The organism is Veillonella intestinalis (genome assembly GCF_943192895.1).
GTDB classification, from domain to species: Bacteria; Bacillota; Negativicutes; order Veillonellales; family Veillonellaceae; genus Veillonella_A; species Veillonella_A intestinalis.
This window is the reverse complement of record NZ_CALPCB010000001.1, coordinates 219,640-237,289: the sequence shown is the minus strand read 5'-3', so window position 1 is coordinate 237,289 and position 17,650 is coordinate 219,640. Positions and strand designations below refer to the sequence as shown.

17 protein-coding genes are annotated in these 17,650 nt (G+C 41.6%); 1 reads left to right on the top strand and 16 read right to left on the bottom strand.

What is annotated here, in order from left to right:
* Positions 1-21 precede the first annotated feature (21 nt).
* From trpS to NFR27_RS01030, 14 genes are all read right to left on the bottom strand, one after another.
* Positions 22-1,008, bottom strand: a complete 987-nt coding sequence (gene trpS / locus NFR27_RS01095; protein WP_251441591.1) for a tryptophan--tRNA ligase — start codon at positions 1,006-1,008, stop codon at positions 22-24.
* A gap of 223 nt (positions 1,009-1,231) precedes the next feature.
* Complete coding sequence (gene glmS, locus NFR27_RS01090; RefSeq protein ID WP_251441590.1) at positions 1,232-3,064, bottom strand: glutamine--fructose-6-phosphate transaminase (isomerizing); 1,833 nt, start codon at positions 3,062-3,064, stop codon at positions 1,232-1,234.
* Positions 3,065-3,397: 333 nt separating this feature from the next.
* Positions 3,398-4,753: a phosphoglucosamine mutase gene (gene glmM / locus NFR27_RS01085; protein ID WP_251441589.1), complete on the bottom strand. Its 1,356-nt coding sequence runs from the start codon at positions 4,751-4,753 to the stop codon at positions 3,398-3,400.
* Positions 4,753-6,378: an NAD(P)/FAD-dependent oxidoreductase gene (locus NFR27_RS01080; RefSeq protein ID WP_251441587.1), complete on the bottom strand. Its 1,626-nt coding sequence runs from the start codon at positions 6,376-6,378 to the stop codon at positions 4,753-4,755. Before NFR27_RS01080 ends, glmM begins: the two co-directional genes overlap by 1 nt.
* Entirely contained in the window at positions 6,362-7,318 is a 957-nt protein-coding gene (locus NFR27_RS01075; RefSeq protein WP_251441585.1) for a CdaR family protein, read from the bottom strand. The genes NFR27_RS01080 and NFR27_RS01075 overlap by 17 nt, the downstream gene beginning before the upstream one ends.
* Positions 7,315-8,133 carry a diadenylate cyclase CdaA gene (cdaA, locus tag NFR27_RS01070; RefSeq protein ID WP_251441584.1) on the bottom strand — a complete coding sequence of 273 codons (819 nt, stop codon included), beginning with the start codon at positions 8,131-8,133 and terminating at the stop codon, positions 7,315-7,317. Before cdaA ends, NFR27_RS01075 begins: the two co-directional genes overlap by 4 nt.
* A gap of 127 nt (positions 8,134-8,260) precedes the next feature.
* Positions 8,261-8,575: an XdhC family protein gene (locus tag NFR27_RS01065; RefSeq protein WP_251441583.1), complete on the bottom strand. Its 315-nt coding sequence runs from the start codon at positions 8,573-8,575 to the stop codon at positions 8,261-8,263.
* Positions 8,572-9,294, bottom strand: a complete 723-nt coding sequence (locus tag NFR27_RS01060) for an XdhC family protein (protein WP_251441582.1) — start codon at positions 9,292-9,294, stop codon at positions 8,572-8,574. Before NFR27_RS01060 ends, NFR27_RS01065 begins: the two co-directional genes overlap by 4 nt.
* Before the next feature lie 8 nt (positions 9,295-9,302).
* Entirely contained in the window at positions 9,303-10,121 is an 819-nt protein-coding gene (gene yqeB / locus NFR27_RS01055; protein WP_251441581.1) for a selenium-dependent molybdenum cofactor biosynthesis protein YqeB, read from the bottom strand.
* Positions 10,118-10,726, bottom strand: a complete 609-nt coding sequence (locus NFR27_RS01050) for a nucleotidyltransferase family protein (RefSeq protein WP_251441580.1) — start codon at positions 10,724-10,726, stop codon at positions 10,118-10,120. Before NFR27_RS01050 ends, yqeB begins: the two co-directional genes overlap by 4 nt.
* Positions 10,727-10,741: 15 nt before the next feature.
* Positions 10,742-11,500 carry a selenium cofactor biosynthesis protein YqeC gene (gene yqeC, locus NFR27_RS01045; RefSeq protein WP_251441579.1) on the bottom strand — a complete coding sequence of 253 codons (759 nt, stop codon included), beginning with the start codon at positions 11,498-11,500 and terminating at the stop codon, positions 10,742-10,744.
* 56 nt (positions 11,501-11,556) lie between these two features.
* A complete protein-coding gene (locus NFR27_RS01040; protein WP_251453868.1) occupies positions 11,557-13,866 on the bottom strand; it encodes a xanthine dehydrogenase family protein molybdopterin-binding subunit in 2,310 nt (769 codons plus the stop codon).
* Positions 13,863-14,318 carry a (2Fe-2S)-binding protein gene (locus NFR27_RS01035; RefSeq protein ID WP_251441576.1) on the bottom strand — a complete coding sequence of 152 codons (456 nt, stop codon included), beginning with the start codon at positions 14,316-14,318 and terminating at the stop codon, positions 13,863-13,865. The genes NFR27_RS01040 and NFR27_RS01035 overlap by 4 nt, the downstream gene beginning before the upstream one ends.
* Positions 14,309-15,097 carry an FAD binding domain-containing protein gene (locus tag NFR27_RS01030; protein ID WP_251441575.1) on the bottom strand — a complete coding sequence of 263 codons (789 nt, stop codon included), beginning with the start codon at positions 15,095-15,097 and terminating at the stop codon, positions 14,309-14,311. Before NFR27_RS01030 ends, NFR27_RS01035 begins: the two co-directional genes overlap by 10 nt.
* 74 nt (positions 15,098-15,171) lie before the next feature.
* Here NFR27_RS01030 and NFR27_RS01025 point away from each other — a divergent pair, with 74 nt between their 5' ends.
* Complete coding sequence (locus NFR27_RS01025; protein WP_251441574.1) at positions 15,172-16,140, top strand: epoxyqueuosine reductase; 969 nt, start codon at positions 15,172-15,174, stop codon at positions 16,138-16,140.
* On the opposite strand, the gene yfbR is transcribed toward NFR27_RS01025, so the two are convergent.
* Both yfbR and NFR27_RS01015 read right to left on the bottom strand, forming a co-directional pair.
* Complete coding sequence (gene yfbR / locus NFR27_RS01020; protein ID WP_277612516.1) at positions 16,119-16,727, bottom strand: 5'-deoxynucleotidase; 609 nt, start codon at positions 16,725-16,727, stop codon at positions 16,119-16,121. The genes NFR27_RS01025 and yfbR overlap by 22 nt on opposite strands.
* A gap of 39 nt (positions 16,728-16,766) precedes the next feature.
* Positions 16,767-17,645: a D-alanyl-D-alanine carboxypeptidase family protein gene (locus NFR27_RS01015; RefSeq protein ID WP_251441573.1), complete on the bottom strand. Its 879-nt coding sequence runs from the start codon at positions 17,643-17,645 to the stop codon at positions 16,767-16,769.
* Positions 17,646-17,650 lie beyond the last annotated feature (5 nt).

Here is a 17,650-nt window from a genome sequence, read left to right as displayed (position 1 = left end):
TGTAAATTTAATATATTACCTTTATTTGCGATGTAAACCCATAGCTAACTCTACTTCGCGGTAAGTTTTGCTAGCTTTTTCACGAGCCTTTAAAGCCCCTTCGTCAAGAATTCGATCAAGTTCTGGGCTATCAATTAAATCATTGTAACGTTCATGAATTGGTTTTAATGTATCCACTAATAGTTCTGCCACATCTTTCTTAAAGGTACCATAGCCTTGCCCTGCATAACGCTGTTCAATGGTTTCATAAGACTCTTTGGTAATTGCCGCATAAATTCCCATTAAATTAGAAATGCCAGGCTTATTTTCTTTATCGTAATGCACTGAATTGTCAGAGTCAGTTTGAGCACGTTTAATTTTTTTGACGATAGAGGCTTCATCATCTAATAAATGAATAGTCGCCATTTGATTATCATCAGACTTACTCATTTTTTTAGTTGGCTCTTGTAAACTCATTACACGAGCACCACCTACACCCAATTTTATTTCTGGCACAGTGAACACTTCGCCATATATACGATTAAAACGTTGTGCTAAGTCACGAGTCAATTCCATATGCTGTTTCTGGTCTTCCCCAACTGGCACATAATTAGTTTGATATAACAAAATATCCGCCGCCATCAATGGTGGATAGGTCAATAAACCAGCAGGGATCGAATCACCACGCTTCTGTGATTTATCTTTATATTGCGTCATTCGTTCCAATTCGCCTACATAGCTAACAGTAGTCATAACCCAGCCTAAGCGCACATGTTCAGGCACTTCAGATTGCACGAATAAAGTTACTTTCTTAGGATCTAACCCAACTGCTAAATAAAGCGCTGCTAAACGACGTGTATTAGTAAATAATTCTTTAGGATCTTGTGGCACTGTAATCGCATGTTGATTAACGATACAGTAATAGCACTCATCACTATCTTGATAATCTAAAAAATTACGCAATGCTCCTAAATAATTACCTAAGGTTAATTCCCCACTTGGCTGAATTCCAGAAAAAATAACTGACATGAAAAATTCCTCCTATAATTGTCTCTGACAAAAGATACATGTTTTATCAGAGTGTATATTTATATATTCATTTACTATTGTACCCCGAATATGTCATTCTGTACATGAAAAATAACCGTGGCTACATAAAATAGCCACGGTTTAAAGAATCAACAGACGACCTGTGACTCTATGATACATACATTATTTAGCCCTAATGCCTATCATAAGCAAAGGCTAGCACTTATTCTACAGTTACTGATTTCGCTAAATTTCTTGGCTTATCTACATCAGCACCACGAGTAATGGCTGCATAATATGCTAATAATTGTAGAGGCACTACTGCTAAAATTGGCGCCGCATATTTGTCTGCACGCGGTACAAAAATTGTATGGTCTACATACTTTTCAAGCTCTGTATCACCAGCTAAGCCAAGACCAATTACAACAGCGTCACGAGCTTTAACTTCTTTTACATTGCTCATCATTTTTTCGCGCACATCATCTTGCGTTGCAAGGGCAATCACTGGAACGCCTTCTTCAATAAGCGCTAACGTACCATGTTTTAATTCCCCACCAGCATAAGCTTCTGCATGAATGTAGGAAATTTCTTTTAATTTTAAAGAACCTTCCATAGCAACAGCGTAATCGATAGAACGTCCTAAGAAGAACGCATCTTCGCGGAAACCATAATTACGAGCAAAAGCTTTAATATCATCTACGGACTCAAAAATTTCATTACATAAATTAGGTAATTCATGTAAATCTGTTAAGATTTGTTCCCGTAAAGTCGCATCCAATTTGCCATTTAATTGGCCAAGATATACAGCTAATAATAATAATGCTACCAACTGAGTGGTATAGGCTTTAGTAGAGGCTACGGCAATTTCAGGACCAGCCCAAGTATAAATTACTTGATCCGCTTCACGAGAAATAGACGAACCTACCACATTGGTAATTGCTAAAGAACGAGCGCCTAAACGTTTAGCTTCTTTTAAAGCAGCCAAAGTATCACTAGTTTCACCAGACTGACTAATTACGATAGCCAATGTATTTTTATCCGTCAATGGATTGCGATAGCGGTATTCAGATGCAATATCTACTTCAACAGGAATACGTGCTAACTGTTCAATATAGTATTTAGCTACTAAACCAGCGTGATATGCCGTACCACAAGCAGTAATTAAAATGCGATTAATTGAAGCAACATCAGCTGGTTCCCAACCAAGTTCTTCATAGATTACTTCTTTATTATCTTTAGAAATACGCCCTGTTAAAGTATCACGAATCGCTTTAGGCTGTTCGTAAATTTCTTTAAGCATAAAATGCTCAAAACCACCTTTTTCAGCGGCTTCTGCATTCCAAGTTACATGGAACACTTTTTTATTAATTGGATTACCAGCTCGGTCACTAACACTTACAGAGTCTTTAGTTACGATAGCTACTTCGCCATCATTTAAAATGTAAGTATCACGAGTATGATTAATAATAGCTGGAATGTCAGAGGCAATAAAGTTTTCTCCTTTGCCAAGGCCAATAACTAATGGATTATCCTGTTTTGTACAAATAATACGATTTGGATCATCGGCACACATAATAACTAAGGAGTAAGAACCTTCAATGCGGTCTAACATACGACGCACAGTGCCTTCAAAGTCACCGTCATACATGTCAGCTAATAGGTGAGCTACTACTTCAGTATCTGTTTCAGATTTGAATTCATAACCTTTTTTAAGTAACTCTTCTTTGATTGGTAAATAGTTTTCTACAATACCATTATGAACTACAGCGAATAAACCTTTTGCATCTGTATGCGGATGAGCATTCATATCAGATGGGCGGCCATGAGTCGCCCAACGAGTATGACCAATCCCCATGAAACCAGGATTTGGATCCCCTTTTACTACAGCCTCCAAATTAGCTAAACGACCTACTTTTTTCTGTACCTTAATTACATTATCTGGGCCCAATACGGCAATCCCAGCTGAGTCATAGCCACGATATTCCAACTTAGACAAGCCGTCTAACATAAACGTGGACGCATCCTCAAATCCAATATATCCTACAATACCACACATGGTTGTTTTCCTCCTAAAAATAGACATACTTCATAGCTTCTTATAAACTTTTTGTTCCTCTGTCACCAAAAGACTTTGTAGTTTATATAACGACTGAAGCTGGCCGAGAGGCATCCGCTGATTCTTCGATACTCCTCTACCTCGTCTACTGAAACGGCTGTCTCCGCTCAGTGCTTGCGCTATTCGCCTTTACGAATTAGGGTCTCTCCTTTATATTTGATTCGACAGTCTACATAGTTTCTGTCACATAGACAGACTACGTTACAGTATATTATACGGTATAGACCTACAAATTGTAAAGAAGGGGCCCGAAAGCCCCTTCCTAGCTTGTTTTTATTCTTCTACTAAGCCTTGCTCACGCCCAATTGTATCAGCAATGGTGTGACAAAGTCGTTCCAATTGTTCTTGATTTGGCCCTTCTGCCATAACTCGAATTAATGCTTCCGTTCCTGATGGACGTACTAATACACGACCATTTTCACCAAGTTCACGAGCGGCTTCAGAAATCTCCGCTTTAATTAATGGATTTTCATCCCAACCAGTTTTAGTCGCCACATGGACATTGATTAATAACTGAGGATATTTCACCATTACATTAGCCAACTCAGATAAACTTTGGCCGGACTTTTTAATAAGGGCTAACATCTGCACAGCTGTCAATAAGCCGTCACCAGTGCTATTATAATCTAAAAAGATTACATGCCCTGACTGTTCACCACCAATAGAATAGCCTTCAGCACGCATTTTTTCTAATACATATCGGTCACCCACAGCGGTGGAGCAAGTTTTCATACCTAAATCGTGAGCCGCTTTATGGAACCCTATATTACTCATAACGGTGCCTACAATCATATCATCTTTCAAATGACCTTGCTCTTTTAATTGTTTCGCACAGAGCAACATAATTTGGTCCCCATCTAAGGTCTGACCTTTTTCATCAACTAATAAACAGCGGTCTGCATCGCCATCGTTAGCAATCCCTACATCAGCGCCATATTTAATAACCGCCGCCTGTAAGCCTTCCATATGTGTAGAACCGGCATTTTCATTAATATTAATACCATCAGGATCTACATTAATAGCAATGACCTTCGCGCCTAATTTTTCAAATACTTCAGGCCCTACAGCAGATGCTGCACCATTAGCGCCATCATATACAACGGTTAAACCTTCTAGCGACACATCGACAGTGCTTTCTACAAAACGAGCATATTCATGCGCTAATTCACGACTATGTAAAATACGTCCAATATCAGCCCCCGTCGGCCGTTCTAAGTCATTTTCACTACTCTTTCGGCATAAATCTTCTAATTCATCTTCTACTGCATCAGGTAATTTGAAGCCTTGACCATCGAAGAATTTAATACCATTATCAGGGAATTTATTATGGGACGCAGAGATTATAACACCAGCATCCCAGCCATGCTGACGCACTAAGTACGCCACCGCTGGCGTAGGCACAACACCGGCTACTACTACATCCCCACCAACAGAACAAATACCTGCGGCCAATGCATTTTCAAGCATAGCCCCAGAAATACGAGTGTCGCGGCCAATTAAGAATACAGGACGCTTTTTTTGACGCCCAAAATAGGCCGCCGCTGCGCGCCCTAAATGATAAGCCAATTCAGGGGTTAAAAATGCATTCACTACCCCACGTACACCATCAGTACCAAACAATCTAGACATTATGCTTCTCCTTCCTGTGCCATTAACGGCTTATACGCAACCATAACACGAATGGCTGTTTCCGCACCATCTAAGGCAGCACTCATGATTCCACCTGCATAACCAGCACCTTCACCCATAGGATATAACCCTTTAATGGTCGGTGACTGTCGATCTTCATCACGTAAAATACGAAGTGGTGACGATGTTCTTGTTTCTACACCAGTCATACAAATTTGTGGTTCATCAAATCCTTTAATACGGCGTCCAAAATACGGCAACGCGCGTTCCATTACTTCCGTCACATACGTTGGCAAACAAGCATGCAAGTCTGCTGCTACTACACCAGGACGATACGAATGAGGCGCATTTGCTTGATTAAGAGGTACCGTACCTACTTGATGTGCTAAAAAGTCGCCCACTGTTTGCAATGGCGCTTTATAATCACGGCCCCCTAACTCATAAGCTTTCGCTTCCCATTCTCGTTGAAATGCTACGCCACCTAAGGGATGAGTTCCAAAATCATCGGGTCCCACAGTGACTACTAAGGCACTATTAGCTACGCCACTAGCACGAGCATACAAACTCATACCATTAGTAACTACATGACCTTCTTCTGAAGCTGAGGCCACCACTTCACCGCCAGGGCACATACAGAAACTATACGCTGTCCGGCCTGATTCTTTATCATGATATACTACGGAATATTCAGCAGCGCCTAAGCCTAATTCAGCTGGTTCTATGCCATATTGTGAAATATCAATCATCGACTGCGGGTGTTCAATACGAACGCCGACTGCAAAAGGTTTACTTTCCATGGCAATCCCTGCCTGATACATCATTTCATAAGTATCACGGGCACTATGGCCAATCCCTATTAGCACTAAATTTGTAGTAATGGTCTCACTATCATTGACCACCACACCAGTTACATGCGCCTGTTCAAGGCATAACTTAGTAACTTTAGCGCCAAAGCGCACTTCACCGCCCCAAGCAATGATTTGCTCCCGCATCGCTTTTACCATACCGCGCAACACATCAGTGCCTACATGAGGTTTATGTTTGTATAAAATCTCTGCTGGTGCCCCAAAGCGTACAAAATATTTAGCAATTTCATGAAGCCGTGGATGCGTTACACGCGTAGTTAACTTACCATCAGAAAAAGTGCCAGCACCACCTTCGCCAAATTGTACATTAGACTCTGGCTTAAACTGCCCAGAGGTCCAAAACTCTTCTACATCTTTAGCTCGTTGGCCCACATCTTGTCCGCGCTCTAATACAATCGGGCGATAGCCTTCACGAGCCAAGTAAAAAGCAGCTAACATACCAGCTGGGCCAAAGCCGACTACTACTGGCCGATGGGCTAAGCTCTGCTTGCCATGTACAATCGGTTCTGGCTCCACAGGTTCCATAGTGCTTACATTTTTGTCCCGTCCCAAGCGTTTCATAACCAACGCTTCATCACGAACTTCCACAAATAACGTATATACAAACGTAATATGAGGTTTTTTACGCGCATCCACAGCTCTTCTTACTACATGGATTTGCTCAATCTGACCTTTTAAGACAGGAAATTTATGAACAAGTAAGGCTTCTAATGGATTTTTAGCAGTTACATCCACTCGAAAATTAATTATTCTTAGCATTAGTGTCTCCTAAATATTTTTTTACAATTTCCACAATTACATGTACTTTTGTAGGGTTAACTGCATAATTATCGCTCGACACTATATCATAGTCGCCTTCAATATTAGCAATCTGGCCATTTAACGGAATATCTACGGTCCGTAATTCTGACAAGTTTTTAAGGTCCCCTTCTTTACCACTTACTAGCACTTGCTGTGGCTCTACAGTAATACTTTTAATGGCATACTCATTGCTCACTGTCCCGGTTACATTAGCCACTACAGGTAAATTCTTTTCAAAGCGAATTTGTTCCAGCTCAATCTGAGCTTGCCCTTGTCGTGGTGTAATCGTTACATTATCTACAGTCTTACCAGCCGCATCAACGGCAACCATCATACCAGAAGCAGTAAAGTTAGCTCGACGATCATTCATTTTAATACGCAAAATTACATGCGCAACGCTTTCTACTTCTTGTTTAGCACCACTAATCGTCACTACTTTAGGTACTGTATTTACAGATTTAATGGCAATGTCTTCTGGCACTTTTCCCAACTGTTGCACCTCTACCGGCACTTCTTTGAGCATGTATTCATCCACATTTACATTAACTGTATCCGGTGTCATACTTACCACGGTAACACCTGCTGGTGGTGTGAATAAAATTTGTAAGCTCTGCTGCCCTGGCGACACATCACCCATATCTAAATGCGCTTTTAGCGAGCTTTGATTAATCGATAGAATGGAGTTACGAGGTCCCCGTAAATGTACATGAACCTCTGATGGTATATTATCTACCACATACTGCGAGTTCAAATTCTGTACTTGTACAGGCACGGTATAATTAATATCTACAATAGGATTTTGTTCTTTCATAACGAAGAACCATAATAGAATGGCACCCAATAGGGATAAAATTTTTGCCATCCAATGACCTTGAATTTTGTGGAAAAATTGCATCATTTTTTAGCCCTCCATTTCTTTAAGAAGGACAAGGCTGATTTAGGACGTTCCATAAAGGCACGTAAGGATTCACGCAATTGCTCTTCAGGTAAATGACGATAAATATGCCCCCCATAGGTATAAGAAATTTTACCCGTCTCTTCACTAACAACTAGCACCACTGCATCAGCCTGCTCACTCAGACCAATCGCCGCTCTGTGGCGCGTTCCCAATTCAGTACTTAAACTTCTATCCTGAGTTAATGGTAATAAACAGGCCGCTGCCATAACCCGATTGTTGCGAATAACAACAGCTCCATCATGAAGGGGTGTATTAGGAATAAATATATTATTTAACAATTCACGGGATACTTTACCGTCAATTTCAATGCCCGTATCAATAATTTCTCCCAAGCCTACTTCGCGTTCAAATACGATAAGGGCCCCTATTTTTTCACGAGACATAACCTTAGCTGATGCCATGACTTCATTGACTAGACTTTCAATCTCCATTTCACTTACATCTTGGGATTTGGAAAATAGTCGGCCACGACCTAATCGTTCCAAAGCCCGACGTAATTCTGGTTGAAATACCACTGGCAATGCAACCAATAGAACGGTCATACCTTGTTGTAATATCCAGCTAATTACATGTAAATCAAAGAATCGGCTGGCTACATTAATTAACCCTAGTACAACCAACCCTTTTAACAGGGCCATAGCTCTAGTATCTCTAATTTGTTTGTATAAATAGTATATTAAAACCGCTACGGATAAGATATCGACTAAATCTCCAAAGCGGAATGTTTCAATTAAGCCTTGCAGCTGTGTCATCATATAAAACCACTCCTCAAGGGGTACGAAAATAAATAAGAGTACACTGTGTATAATGCACAGGTACTCTTTTATTTTACCTTATTTTCAGTTCGCTGTAAAATATTGTCAACCAAGGATGTAACCTATTTTATACATTTTGGGTTTCAATCCAAACATCTAAATTGCCACCGCAAACCATACCTTCTTTAACGGCTACATCATCATTAAGGTCTACTAAAATACGGCGATGATTTTCTTTTTTTTGCAAAGCGTCTAATGCGTTTAAACGAATTTCGTTCTCTGCACGGCCACCACCAATCGTACCAAAAATAGAGCCATCAGGATGAACTACCATAGTTGTCCCCGCCTTACGCGGCGTAGATCCTTTCGTTTGCAAAATAGTGGCCACCGCTAAGGTATCGGTTTCACGACCTTGCAAATATTTAACAAATTCACGTTTCATCGACCTTGACCTCCTCGCGATAAAAATCCTGCCTTACGACCACGCGTTACGGCCAAGAACTCACTCACTATAGATAGAGCAATTTCTTCGGGTGTTTCAGCCCCTAAGGATAGACCTATAGGCGCATAAATCTTATCTAATTCAGTTTGCGTCCAGCCACTTTCTTTCAATACTTCAAAAGCATGGAATACACGTTTATGACTCCCCATAACGCCCATGTAGGTAGTATCTACTAAATGACGCACTTGATTTAAACAAATACTATCATATTCATGTGCTCTCGTTACTATGATAATCCCTTTATAACTATTTAAAGGTAATTGAGACGCCAAGTCATTAAAATCTAAACATAAACGGCGTACTCGTTCATCAAAGAAATCAGGCCTCAAATATTCAGCTCGATCATCCACTACCGTTACATGACAACCAATAAATAAAAGCATATCCGCAATACAACGACTGACATGACCCGCGCCGAGTACTAATACTTCTGGGTCTTTTTCAACAGGCTGGACAAAACATTCCATAGCGCCTAGATTTAATACACTAGGCCGCTGATCTGGTTTTATCGCCAAACCGTCGATGGGCTGACCATATACAACATCGCCCGTTTCCCCATATACTACTTTATCCCCTTGACGTTCTCCCGTCAGCACCGTTACCATAATTGACTTTTTATCTTCACTAAGGCGCTGCTCAATTACATCATATACATTCATAAGTCTCCTCATTTTGTTGTTATTTCTTGTTCTTGCTCATAACAAAAGGCTAACACAGCTTCTAAAACACCACCAGCTACAGCTAATGCTTTATCAGAAATCGTATAACAGTGAAATTTTTCACACCGCGCATCCACATCAGCTAATTTAAAGCCTTTAGTTACCATCAAACCGGATGCCAAAACGCCTCGCAATATACCGGCAATTTGCGATTTAACTGGTGTTTCATCTACAAAGCCAATAATTTCACCAGCTTCAACTTCCTCACCAATATGACGCTTTGCCGTAAATAAACCTTCACAAGGAGCATGCATTACCCGTTCAATGGTATAACCACCCACACTACCAGGGATACCCGTATTAGGCAAAGCCGCCCCTTCATAAATACAGCGTCCCAAAGTATGACCACGCATAGTTTCCACTACGACATCAACATCCTCACCAGCCACAAAACCAGGGCCACAAGCGATAACTAATGCTGCATCATCATTATGTGTACCTACATTGCGTTTAGCTAAAATCGCATCGACAACAATATCTGGTTGTAATGTTTTTAATACTGTTTCATACGCTTCTGTTACTACGGGAATAATATCATGCCCTTCTTGTACCATGGCCTGTGCTTCAGCCAACGTTACATGACGAGCTGCTAATCGCTCTAATAACACTTCACCACGATGGACAGCGGCACCATAACAAACTTTGCGCCGAATCATCGTAGGAATGGGTAATTCATTAATTACAACACGAAAACCAGCGCGACGCAAGCGGTATACACAGCCAGAAGCAATATCACCGCCGCCACGCATCAATACTAAAGGTTTCATAGTTTACCCCACATATTATACAACTGTTCATATTCATCAGGCGTATCTACATCTACGCCTGCCGGTTCTTTAATTTCGACGAACCTAATATAGGGTTTACCAATTCCCTGCAAAATTTCTCGACCGCCATGATCAGCGGTAATGTTTTGAAGCCCTTGCTTCCAATACGGACCAAAGATAACCGGATTGCCCCGCTCTTTACTAGGGCCATATAACGGACAAATAATAGTCTTACCATCCTGAGCCTCTTGTTCATAAGCTTGTACTAACGCTTGAACAATCGCCTCAGTCATCAAAGGTTGATCCACAACAGCACATAATACAGGATTTGCTGTTGTATCTACTGCTTGTATACCAAGCGCAAGTGATCCCCCTTGACCTAATTCAGGTTGCTCATTCACCACAACTTGAAATCCATAAGTATGTGCAAGAGGCTTCATTAAATCCGCCTCTTTTCCAACTACTACAATGCGCTGGCCACTTAAATGCCGATATACTTTACAAGCTTGCTCTAACAAAGTCCCTTCGCCCCAAGGCAACAGACCTTTACAAAGCCCCATGCGTCGACTAAGACCAGCCGCTAATATAACTACATCTATGACCATATCAATATGCCTGCCTTATTGCCAACGAATAACACGGGCAATTTCACAACTTGCTTTATAACCATCAGCTAATACTACCATAGCCAATTTACTATCAGCTAAGCGGTCTAAAAAGTCATCAATAATGCGATGCTGCACCGTATCGTAACCAGTACAGAATAATATACGGCGACCGCGGCTATATTGGAATAAACCTTCTGGATGAAGCACTAAGCGAGCCAACATAGAAGGCGTAACAACTGCGCCTTCTGGGCGTTCCATAATGGCAGAAACCCCTTCTAAATTATGCACATGCTCTTCCGTAAGTTGTGTCCCTAGCATCTGTAAATTTACAACCCCAATGGTAGTAGTCGTTTTAGCAGGAATCACTGGCTCAGATGTTTTAGGTGCTTTCAACCATTTTTCTTTCGCCCCATCAGCCTCAACTAAAATCTGCCACTTAGGATGAACCATATGCATTTCATCAATGGCATTCGCAGATAAGGAAGTCACCTTTGTCCCTTCTATGCCACTAAACCAAGCAGCACAGCGACCTCGATGCATAGCTTTATGACAGGCCTCTTCAGCCTCATTAAAATCAGTACCATAATAAGGATTCCACAAAGCCACTTGTGACTCATATAATTTTGTCGTAGTCGTCACTAATGTTGGTTGCCCTTGTAACCCACCATATTCTACCAATTTAGCGAGTACCGTTGTTTTACCACCAGCCCCTACAATGGCTGTAATGCCTGGTTGAATCAACGAACTCCAATGTTTTGCTTGCATCGTCATGGCTATTCCTCCTCAGTGCGAGCCTACAGTTCTGCTCGAAATTAAATACCTACCCTTTACTCTTTCGCCATCAAAGCCTGAAATACCTTTTCTGAATTCATAGGTAATGTTGTTAATTCCGCACCACAGGCATTTAAAATAGCGCCTTGAATCGCCGGACAAGAAGTATTAATAACTACTTCACCAATGGATTTAACCCCAAAAGCCCCCGTTGGCTCATGAGATTCTACAAAATCTACATGAATACGACCTATATCACGACGAGTTGGTATTTTATAACTCATAAAGTTATTAGTCTCTAAGACACCACGCGAGGAATATCGTATGTCCTCTGTCAAAGCCATACCAATACCTTGTACTATACCACCCTCTGCTTGAACTCTTGCTAACGCTGGATTTACGATGGTACCACAGTCAACGACCGCATAAAAATCAAGCGGCGTCACTTGGCCCGTTTCCATATCTACACTCACTTCAGCAATCCCTACCATAAATGGTGGTGGTGATGTATGGCTACCCCAAGTAGCAAATCCTACTAATTGTTCTGGCTTATGACCTAAACTAACCATTAATTTAGGCGCTAATTCTTTAGTAGTCATCGTTTTACTACCATCTTTTGTATTTGCCATAACGCCATCAAATTCAATATCTTCTTCAGGCACCTCTAAATAAGTAGCAAAGGTACGAATTAATTTGGCTTTTAAATCTTCAGCTGCCAATTTAGCCGCTGTGCCTGTTACATAAGTAGTACTCGATGCATAAGAGCCTGGATCAAAAGGCACAACATCTGTATCCGCTTCATAACAGGTCATATGATCTAACGGACAGCCTAACACTTCACAGGCCATCTGTAACAATACGGTATTAGCACCCGTCCCCATATCGGTAGAGCCAGTGTATAACGTATAATAGCCATCATCTTGTAACTTTATTTCTACCGAGGCTGTATCAATTTTAGCTACTCCAGAACCTTGGAAAGCCAACGCCATACCTAGTCCACCCCGATGGGTTTCATCAATTTGCCAACTATGAGGTCGTTCATCCCAGCGAGCCATTTTTTTAGCTTTTGCAATGGCTTCTTTTAATAGACCAGATTCCAATATTTCATCAGGCTCATAAACTAAGGAAGTTTCGCCTACGCCAATCAAATTTTTTAAGCGTAATTCACTCTCATCCATATCCATAGCTTTAGCCAACTTAGTAACAGCACATTCTAATGGCCAAAGAGCTTCGGTTGCGCCATAACCACGGAAAGCCCCCCCTGCCATATGGTTTGTGTACACAATATTGGACTCATAGCGCACGGCTTTGCCTTTATTATACAAAGGCACTGACTTATGTTCGCCAGCTGTAAAAGTAGTAAACGCATGCGTGCCATAAGCACCCGCATCAGATGTTGCTACCATGTCAATCACTTGAATAATGCCATCCTTAGTAGCCCCTAAACGCACCTTCCACTCACGGGCATGACGACTGGTTGAGCAATTGCTTGCCTCATGACGGCTATACACTAATACAGCGGGCTTCTTCAAAGTCCAAGTTACAAAGGCACAATACAGCTCTGTACACGCGGTTTGCTTAGAACCAAAGCCTCCGCCAATACGCGGTTTAATAACGCGAATTTTAGTGGCCGGAATTTCCAAAGCACGTGCAATGTGACGTCTTACATGGAACGGAATTTGCGTCGAACTAGTACACACTAAACGACCAAACTGATCGATAGTACAAAATGTTCTAAACGTTTCCATCGCTGTTTGCAATGTCGCTTGGTCAAAATAAGTTTCTTCTACCACATAGTCACAGTTAGCTAACTCGCCTTCTAAATCGCCAGCTACACGACTATAGGAGCATGCTAAGTTTCGTTTTGGGTCGCCCCCTACCGGCAAATTATAATGCAAATCATCTTCTGGATGAACTACCGTAGGATGATCTAACGCTGTATGAATATCTAATACAGGCTCCATCACATCGTATTTTACATGAATGACCTGCATAGCTTGAAAGGCTGTTTTTTCATCTTTAGCTACTACAATAGCTACGGCATCCCCTACATAGCGCACATATTGATCAAGAATTAACGAATCATACGCCGATGGCTCTGGATAGCTTTGCCCTGCCAAAGTAAAGCGTGTCTTAGGCACATCTTTATATGTAAAAATAGCCTCTACCCCAGGTATACGCAAAGCAGATTTTAAATCAATATCAATGATTTTAGCCATTGCATAAGGACTACGTAAAATTTTAATAACTAACGCATGAGGGGGAATAAAATCTTCCGTATACGCAGGACGACCACTTAAAATCGTACTGGCGTCTACTTTTTTATAGGATTTACCTACATGCTTTCGCTGTTGTTGCTCCCTCATGCTTCCACCTCCGCTAAATAGCGTCGAATACCACGTAAATGAGATTCATAACCAGTACAACGACATAAATTTCCCACTAAAAAGTCTTTAATTTCCTCATCTGTAGGATTGGGATTTTTACGGCGCAAAGCCATGGCACTCATCATCATGCCCGTAGTGCAATAGCCACATTGATCGGCCCCTTCAGCAGCTAAACAATCTGCTAACAAAGCCGCTTCATCCGCCAATCCTTCTAATGTGATTACTTCATGGCCATGAGCCCGAAATGTAGGATAGGAACATGACAAAATTGTATTTCCATCAAGCCACACTGTGCAAAGACCACAGTTCATAGTATCGCAACCACGGCGCATGCTGAAATAGCCTTGCTTGCGCAATGTAGTCAATAACATTTCATCGGCTTCAATCGTAGTTTCTAAAACTTTCCCATTAACAGTTAATTTTACGTCCACTGCTCTACCTCCTGCACCAAGCGTTTCACTATTACTTTTGTCATCGCTTGGCGATAACTAGACGACGCATGTGAATTAGTTTGAAACGGAATTTCCCTAGCAGCTGCTTCCATAGCCTCAGTTAAACCAGCCGTCCCTTTAGCTGTTAAAATCTCGCCTGCCTGGACGGCTTCTCTTGCCACCGCCGGCCGACAGCCAATATATAGGTGGTAACCCGTCTCATCTTTACGCAAAGCCCCCGTTAAATACGGAAAATCAGACACAGATTTACGTAAATTTTCAGCCGCTATAATGGCTTTTGTTTTAGGAATACGAATTTCGACTAACACATCACGCTCCCGCAACGCCAAGAACTCAGTTAAGCTCATAATCCCATGCTTATATAAGACTACGTCTGCCTGTAACGCTAATAACGAAGGAATAATATCAGAAAAACCAAACCGAGCCGCTACAGAACCACCCATCGTAGCCATATTACGAAATTGTACACCTAGTACGGAATGCACAACCTTAGGTAACACGCCATTGCCAAAGGTCTGAAATGGCTCAAATCGCTCCACATCACCTTGAGTCGCCATAGCACCAATAGCAAAATAGGTATCGTTTTCACGAATATAATCGAGTCCTAAACCAGACATATCAATAACCATAGGCCAGCGCCAACTACCTAAGCCAATCCAAGCACCGCCAGCCAGAAGTGGCATAAAACGATATTTCATCGCCAAATCATAGGCTTCTGCTACCGTTTTCGGTTGCAATAATTGCCGATACATCAACATGATGAGCCTCCTACATCTATACCTGTAAAATAAGTATCGCTTTTTTTCACGAAATTTGTAATAATAACTTTATTATGATAACACGAAACGATTTGAATAAAATAGCAAAACAATTAAATATTCCGGCTTTTGGGATTGCCCCTTGGCCCTTACCCAAAGAAGCCACTCAATTTATCGCAACCGATAATCCTTGCCCTTTTATTAATGGCTCTTTAGAAGAACGCTTAACGGGGAACACGCAACTATCTCAACCTCGAAGTGCTATTGTGTGCCTCTTTCCCTACTATATACGGCCTGAGGATATGCCCGTTGAGCAACCAATCAACCTACCTCGTTATGCTTGGGGCCCTGACTATCATTTAGTCATTCCTGACTACTTAACACGATTTGGCAAAGCTTTGCAAGCACTAGATGAAACAGTAGAATTTGAAATCCACTGCGACACCTCCCCCTTAGCCGACCGTTATATGGCCTATCTAGCAGGTCTTGGTGTATTTGGTAGAAATCGAGCTCTTATCCATCCTACTTGGGGGAGTTACACCTCTATCGGCACCTTACTCACTACTTGCCCCCTACCGGCTGATACACCTATGGAAGGAGCCTGCATGAGTTGCAATAGTTGTGTTAGAGCTTGCCCTGGCCAATCACTGGGACGTTCCGATTTTGGCTATGAAACTTGCAAAAGTTATCTTACCCAAAAGAAAGGCGAACTAACCAACGAAGAACTAACGATTCTACGCCGTTCTCCCCTAATCTGGGGCTGCGATATTTGTCAAGAAGTGTGTCCTCATAATCGAGACCTTCCCACAACCCCAATTCCTGAATTCCGTCACATTGAACCCTATGTGAGTGCATCGGAATTAGAACCTTTGACTAATAGAACCTTTAAGGCAGCCTTTGGTCACAGGGCTTTTGCTTGGCGCGGCAAGGCTACTTTACTACGCAATGCTCACATTATGGAAAACACATCGTCTTCCCCAAGTAGCAACAACACGCCGTCTTCCGAAGGGATTCAAAGCATTCAATCTTCTAAAGAAGAATAATTCAAAGTATCTAAGGACGCTGTTAATGGCTCCATATATAAATCTAAAAATTGCTCCACTGCTGGTAACTCCATGGCGTGGAGCTTTTTTAATATACTCTCATAAGCCTCATTAAACTCCCCATTGCCAGCCTGCTTCTCTATGGCACATTTCATAAAGGCCGCCAAAGTATCAGCCGCTTTTAATAACTTAGCCTCTTCATCACTCATTTTACCTAATAGCATAGGTTCATAAGCAGCTTGTAATTCTGGGGGTAATGTATGGAGAATTTTTTCCTGCGCCAATCGTTCCACCTCACCATATAATTCACGTAACGTAGGGTGAAAATACTTAATAGGCGTAGGCATATCACCAGTAAAAATCTCACTTACATCATGATACATAGCCAATACGGCCAACCGATTCACATCGACTTGGCCACCTTTTAAATTATGTAACAAGCCTAAATTATGAGCAATAAAGGCTACATCTAAACTATGTTCTTGATTATTTTCTACTTCCGTATTACGCATAAGGCCCCAACGACGAATAAAGCGCAATCGCCGTAAGAACGCAAAAAACGCACTTTTTGTCTTTGTTAGTTCCAAACTAAACTCCTCTTATCTCCTCACTTATTATTTATCACATTACTTATTACTATTCAATACAGCAAAGCCATAGTCTAATAAAGCTGGCGCATCAACCCAACGATTATCGTCATTTAACAATACAACGATTAATGTACGGCCATCACGAGTCGCTGAAGCAATCAAACATTCTCCAGCGGCCTCTGTATATCCAGTTTTTAAACCATTAGCACCAGCATATTTGCTACGAATGAAATGATTCGTTGTTCTCACCCATTGTGGCGATCTATTTTCATAAGGCACCTTATAAAAATCATCGCCCACAAAGTCACGGAACATAGGCATGCGCATACCATACGCCGCTATTTTAGCTAAATCCATAGCCGTCGAATAATGCCCCATTTCAGTTAAACCATGAGGATTTAAGAAATAACTATTCGTCGCCCCTGCTTCTTTAGCCATTTCGTTCATAGCCAACGAAAAGCGATATACAGAGCCACTTACATTCTCCGCTACCACTACTGCCGCATCGTTGCCACTGGCTACCATCATACCTTCAGCCACCGCTTGTAGTGGCAACTGGTCGGTCGTACGAACCCCTAAATTAGATTCCTCCATAGACGCTGCATAAGGGCTAATAGTTGCCAACTCATCAAGGCGTGTACCTTGATGCTTTAACGCCGTCAATAAAGTCACCATTTTAGTCGTACTCGCTGGATGAAGGCGTTTATTAGCATTATGAGAAACTAAAACCCGCCCCGTTTCAGCTTCAATTAATACTGCCGCTTCAGCTGCAAAGGAAGGTACTGGCAACGCATTACTCACCACTACATCGTTAGCCGATGTAGTGGCCGCCAATACTGGCACTTCAGTCATACTAAAACTACTCACAAGTAAACCTACTAACATAGGCCACACAATTTTTTTACAACACTTCATGCTAT

Bases quoted from the DNA above. Each gene is read 5' to 3' on its own strand.
- trpS (WP_251441591.1), bottom strand. From the start codon at position 1,008: ATGTCAGTTATTTTTTCTGGAATTCAGCCAAGTGGGGAATTAACCTTA.
- glmS (WP_251441590.1), bottom strand. From the start codon at position 3,064: ATGTGTGGTATTGTAGGATATATTGGATTTGAGGATGCGTCCACGTTT.
- glmM (WP_251441589.1), bottom strand. From the start codon at position 4,753: ATGTCTAGATTGTTTGGTACTGATGGTGTACGTGGGGTAGTGAATGCA.
- NFR27_RS01080 (WP_251441587.1), bottom strand. From the start codon at position 6,378: ATGCTAAGAATAATTAATTTTCGAGTGGATGTAACTGCTAAAAATCCA.
- NFR27_RS01075 (WP_251441585.1), bottom strand. From the start codon at position 7,318: ATGATGCAATTTTTCCACAAAATTCAAGGTCATTGGATGGCAAAAATT.
- cdaA (WP_251441584.1), bottom strand. From the start codon at position 8,133: ATGATGACACAGCTGCAAGGCTTAATTGAAACATTCCGCTTTGGAGAT.
- NFR27_RS01065 (WP_251441583.1), bottom strand. From the start codon at position 8,575: ATGAAACGTGAATTTGTTAAATATTTGCAAGGTCGTGAAACCGATACC.
- NFR27_RS01060 (WP_251441582.1), bottom strand. From the start codon at position 9,294: ATGAATGTATATGATGTAATTGAGCAGCGCCTTAGTGAAGATAAAAAG.
- yqeB (WP_251441581.1), bottom strand. From the start codon at position 10,121: ATGAAACCTTTAGTATTGATGCGTGGCGGCGGTGATATTGCTTCTGGC.
- NFR27_RS01050 (WP_251441580.1), bottom strand. From the start codon at position 10,726: ATGGTCATAGATGTAGTTATATTAGCGGCTGGTCTTAGTCGACGCATG.
- yqeC (WP_251441579.1), bottom strand. From the start codon at position 11,500: ATGACGATGCAAGCAAAACATTGGAGTTCGTTGATTCAACCAGGCATT.
- NFR27_RS01040 (WP_251453868.1), bottom strand. From the start codon at position 13,866: ATGAGGGAGCAACAACAGCGAAAGCATGTAGGTAAATCCTATAAAAAA.
- NFR27_RS01030 (WP_251441575.1), bottom strand. From the start codon at position 15,097: ATGTTGATGTATCGGCAATTATTGCAACCGAAAACGGTAGCAGAAGCC.
- NFR27_RS01025 (WP_251441574.1), top strand. From the start codon at position 15,172: ATGATAACACGAAACGATTTGAATAAAATAGCAAAACAATTAAATATT.
- NFR27_RS01015 (WP_251441573.1), bottom strand. From the start codon at position 17,645: ATGAAGTGTTGTAAAAAAATTGTGTGGCCTATGTTAGTAGGTTTACTT.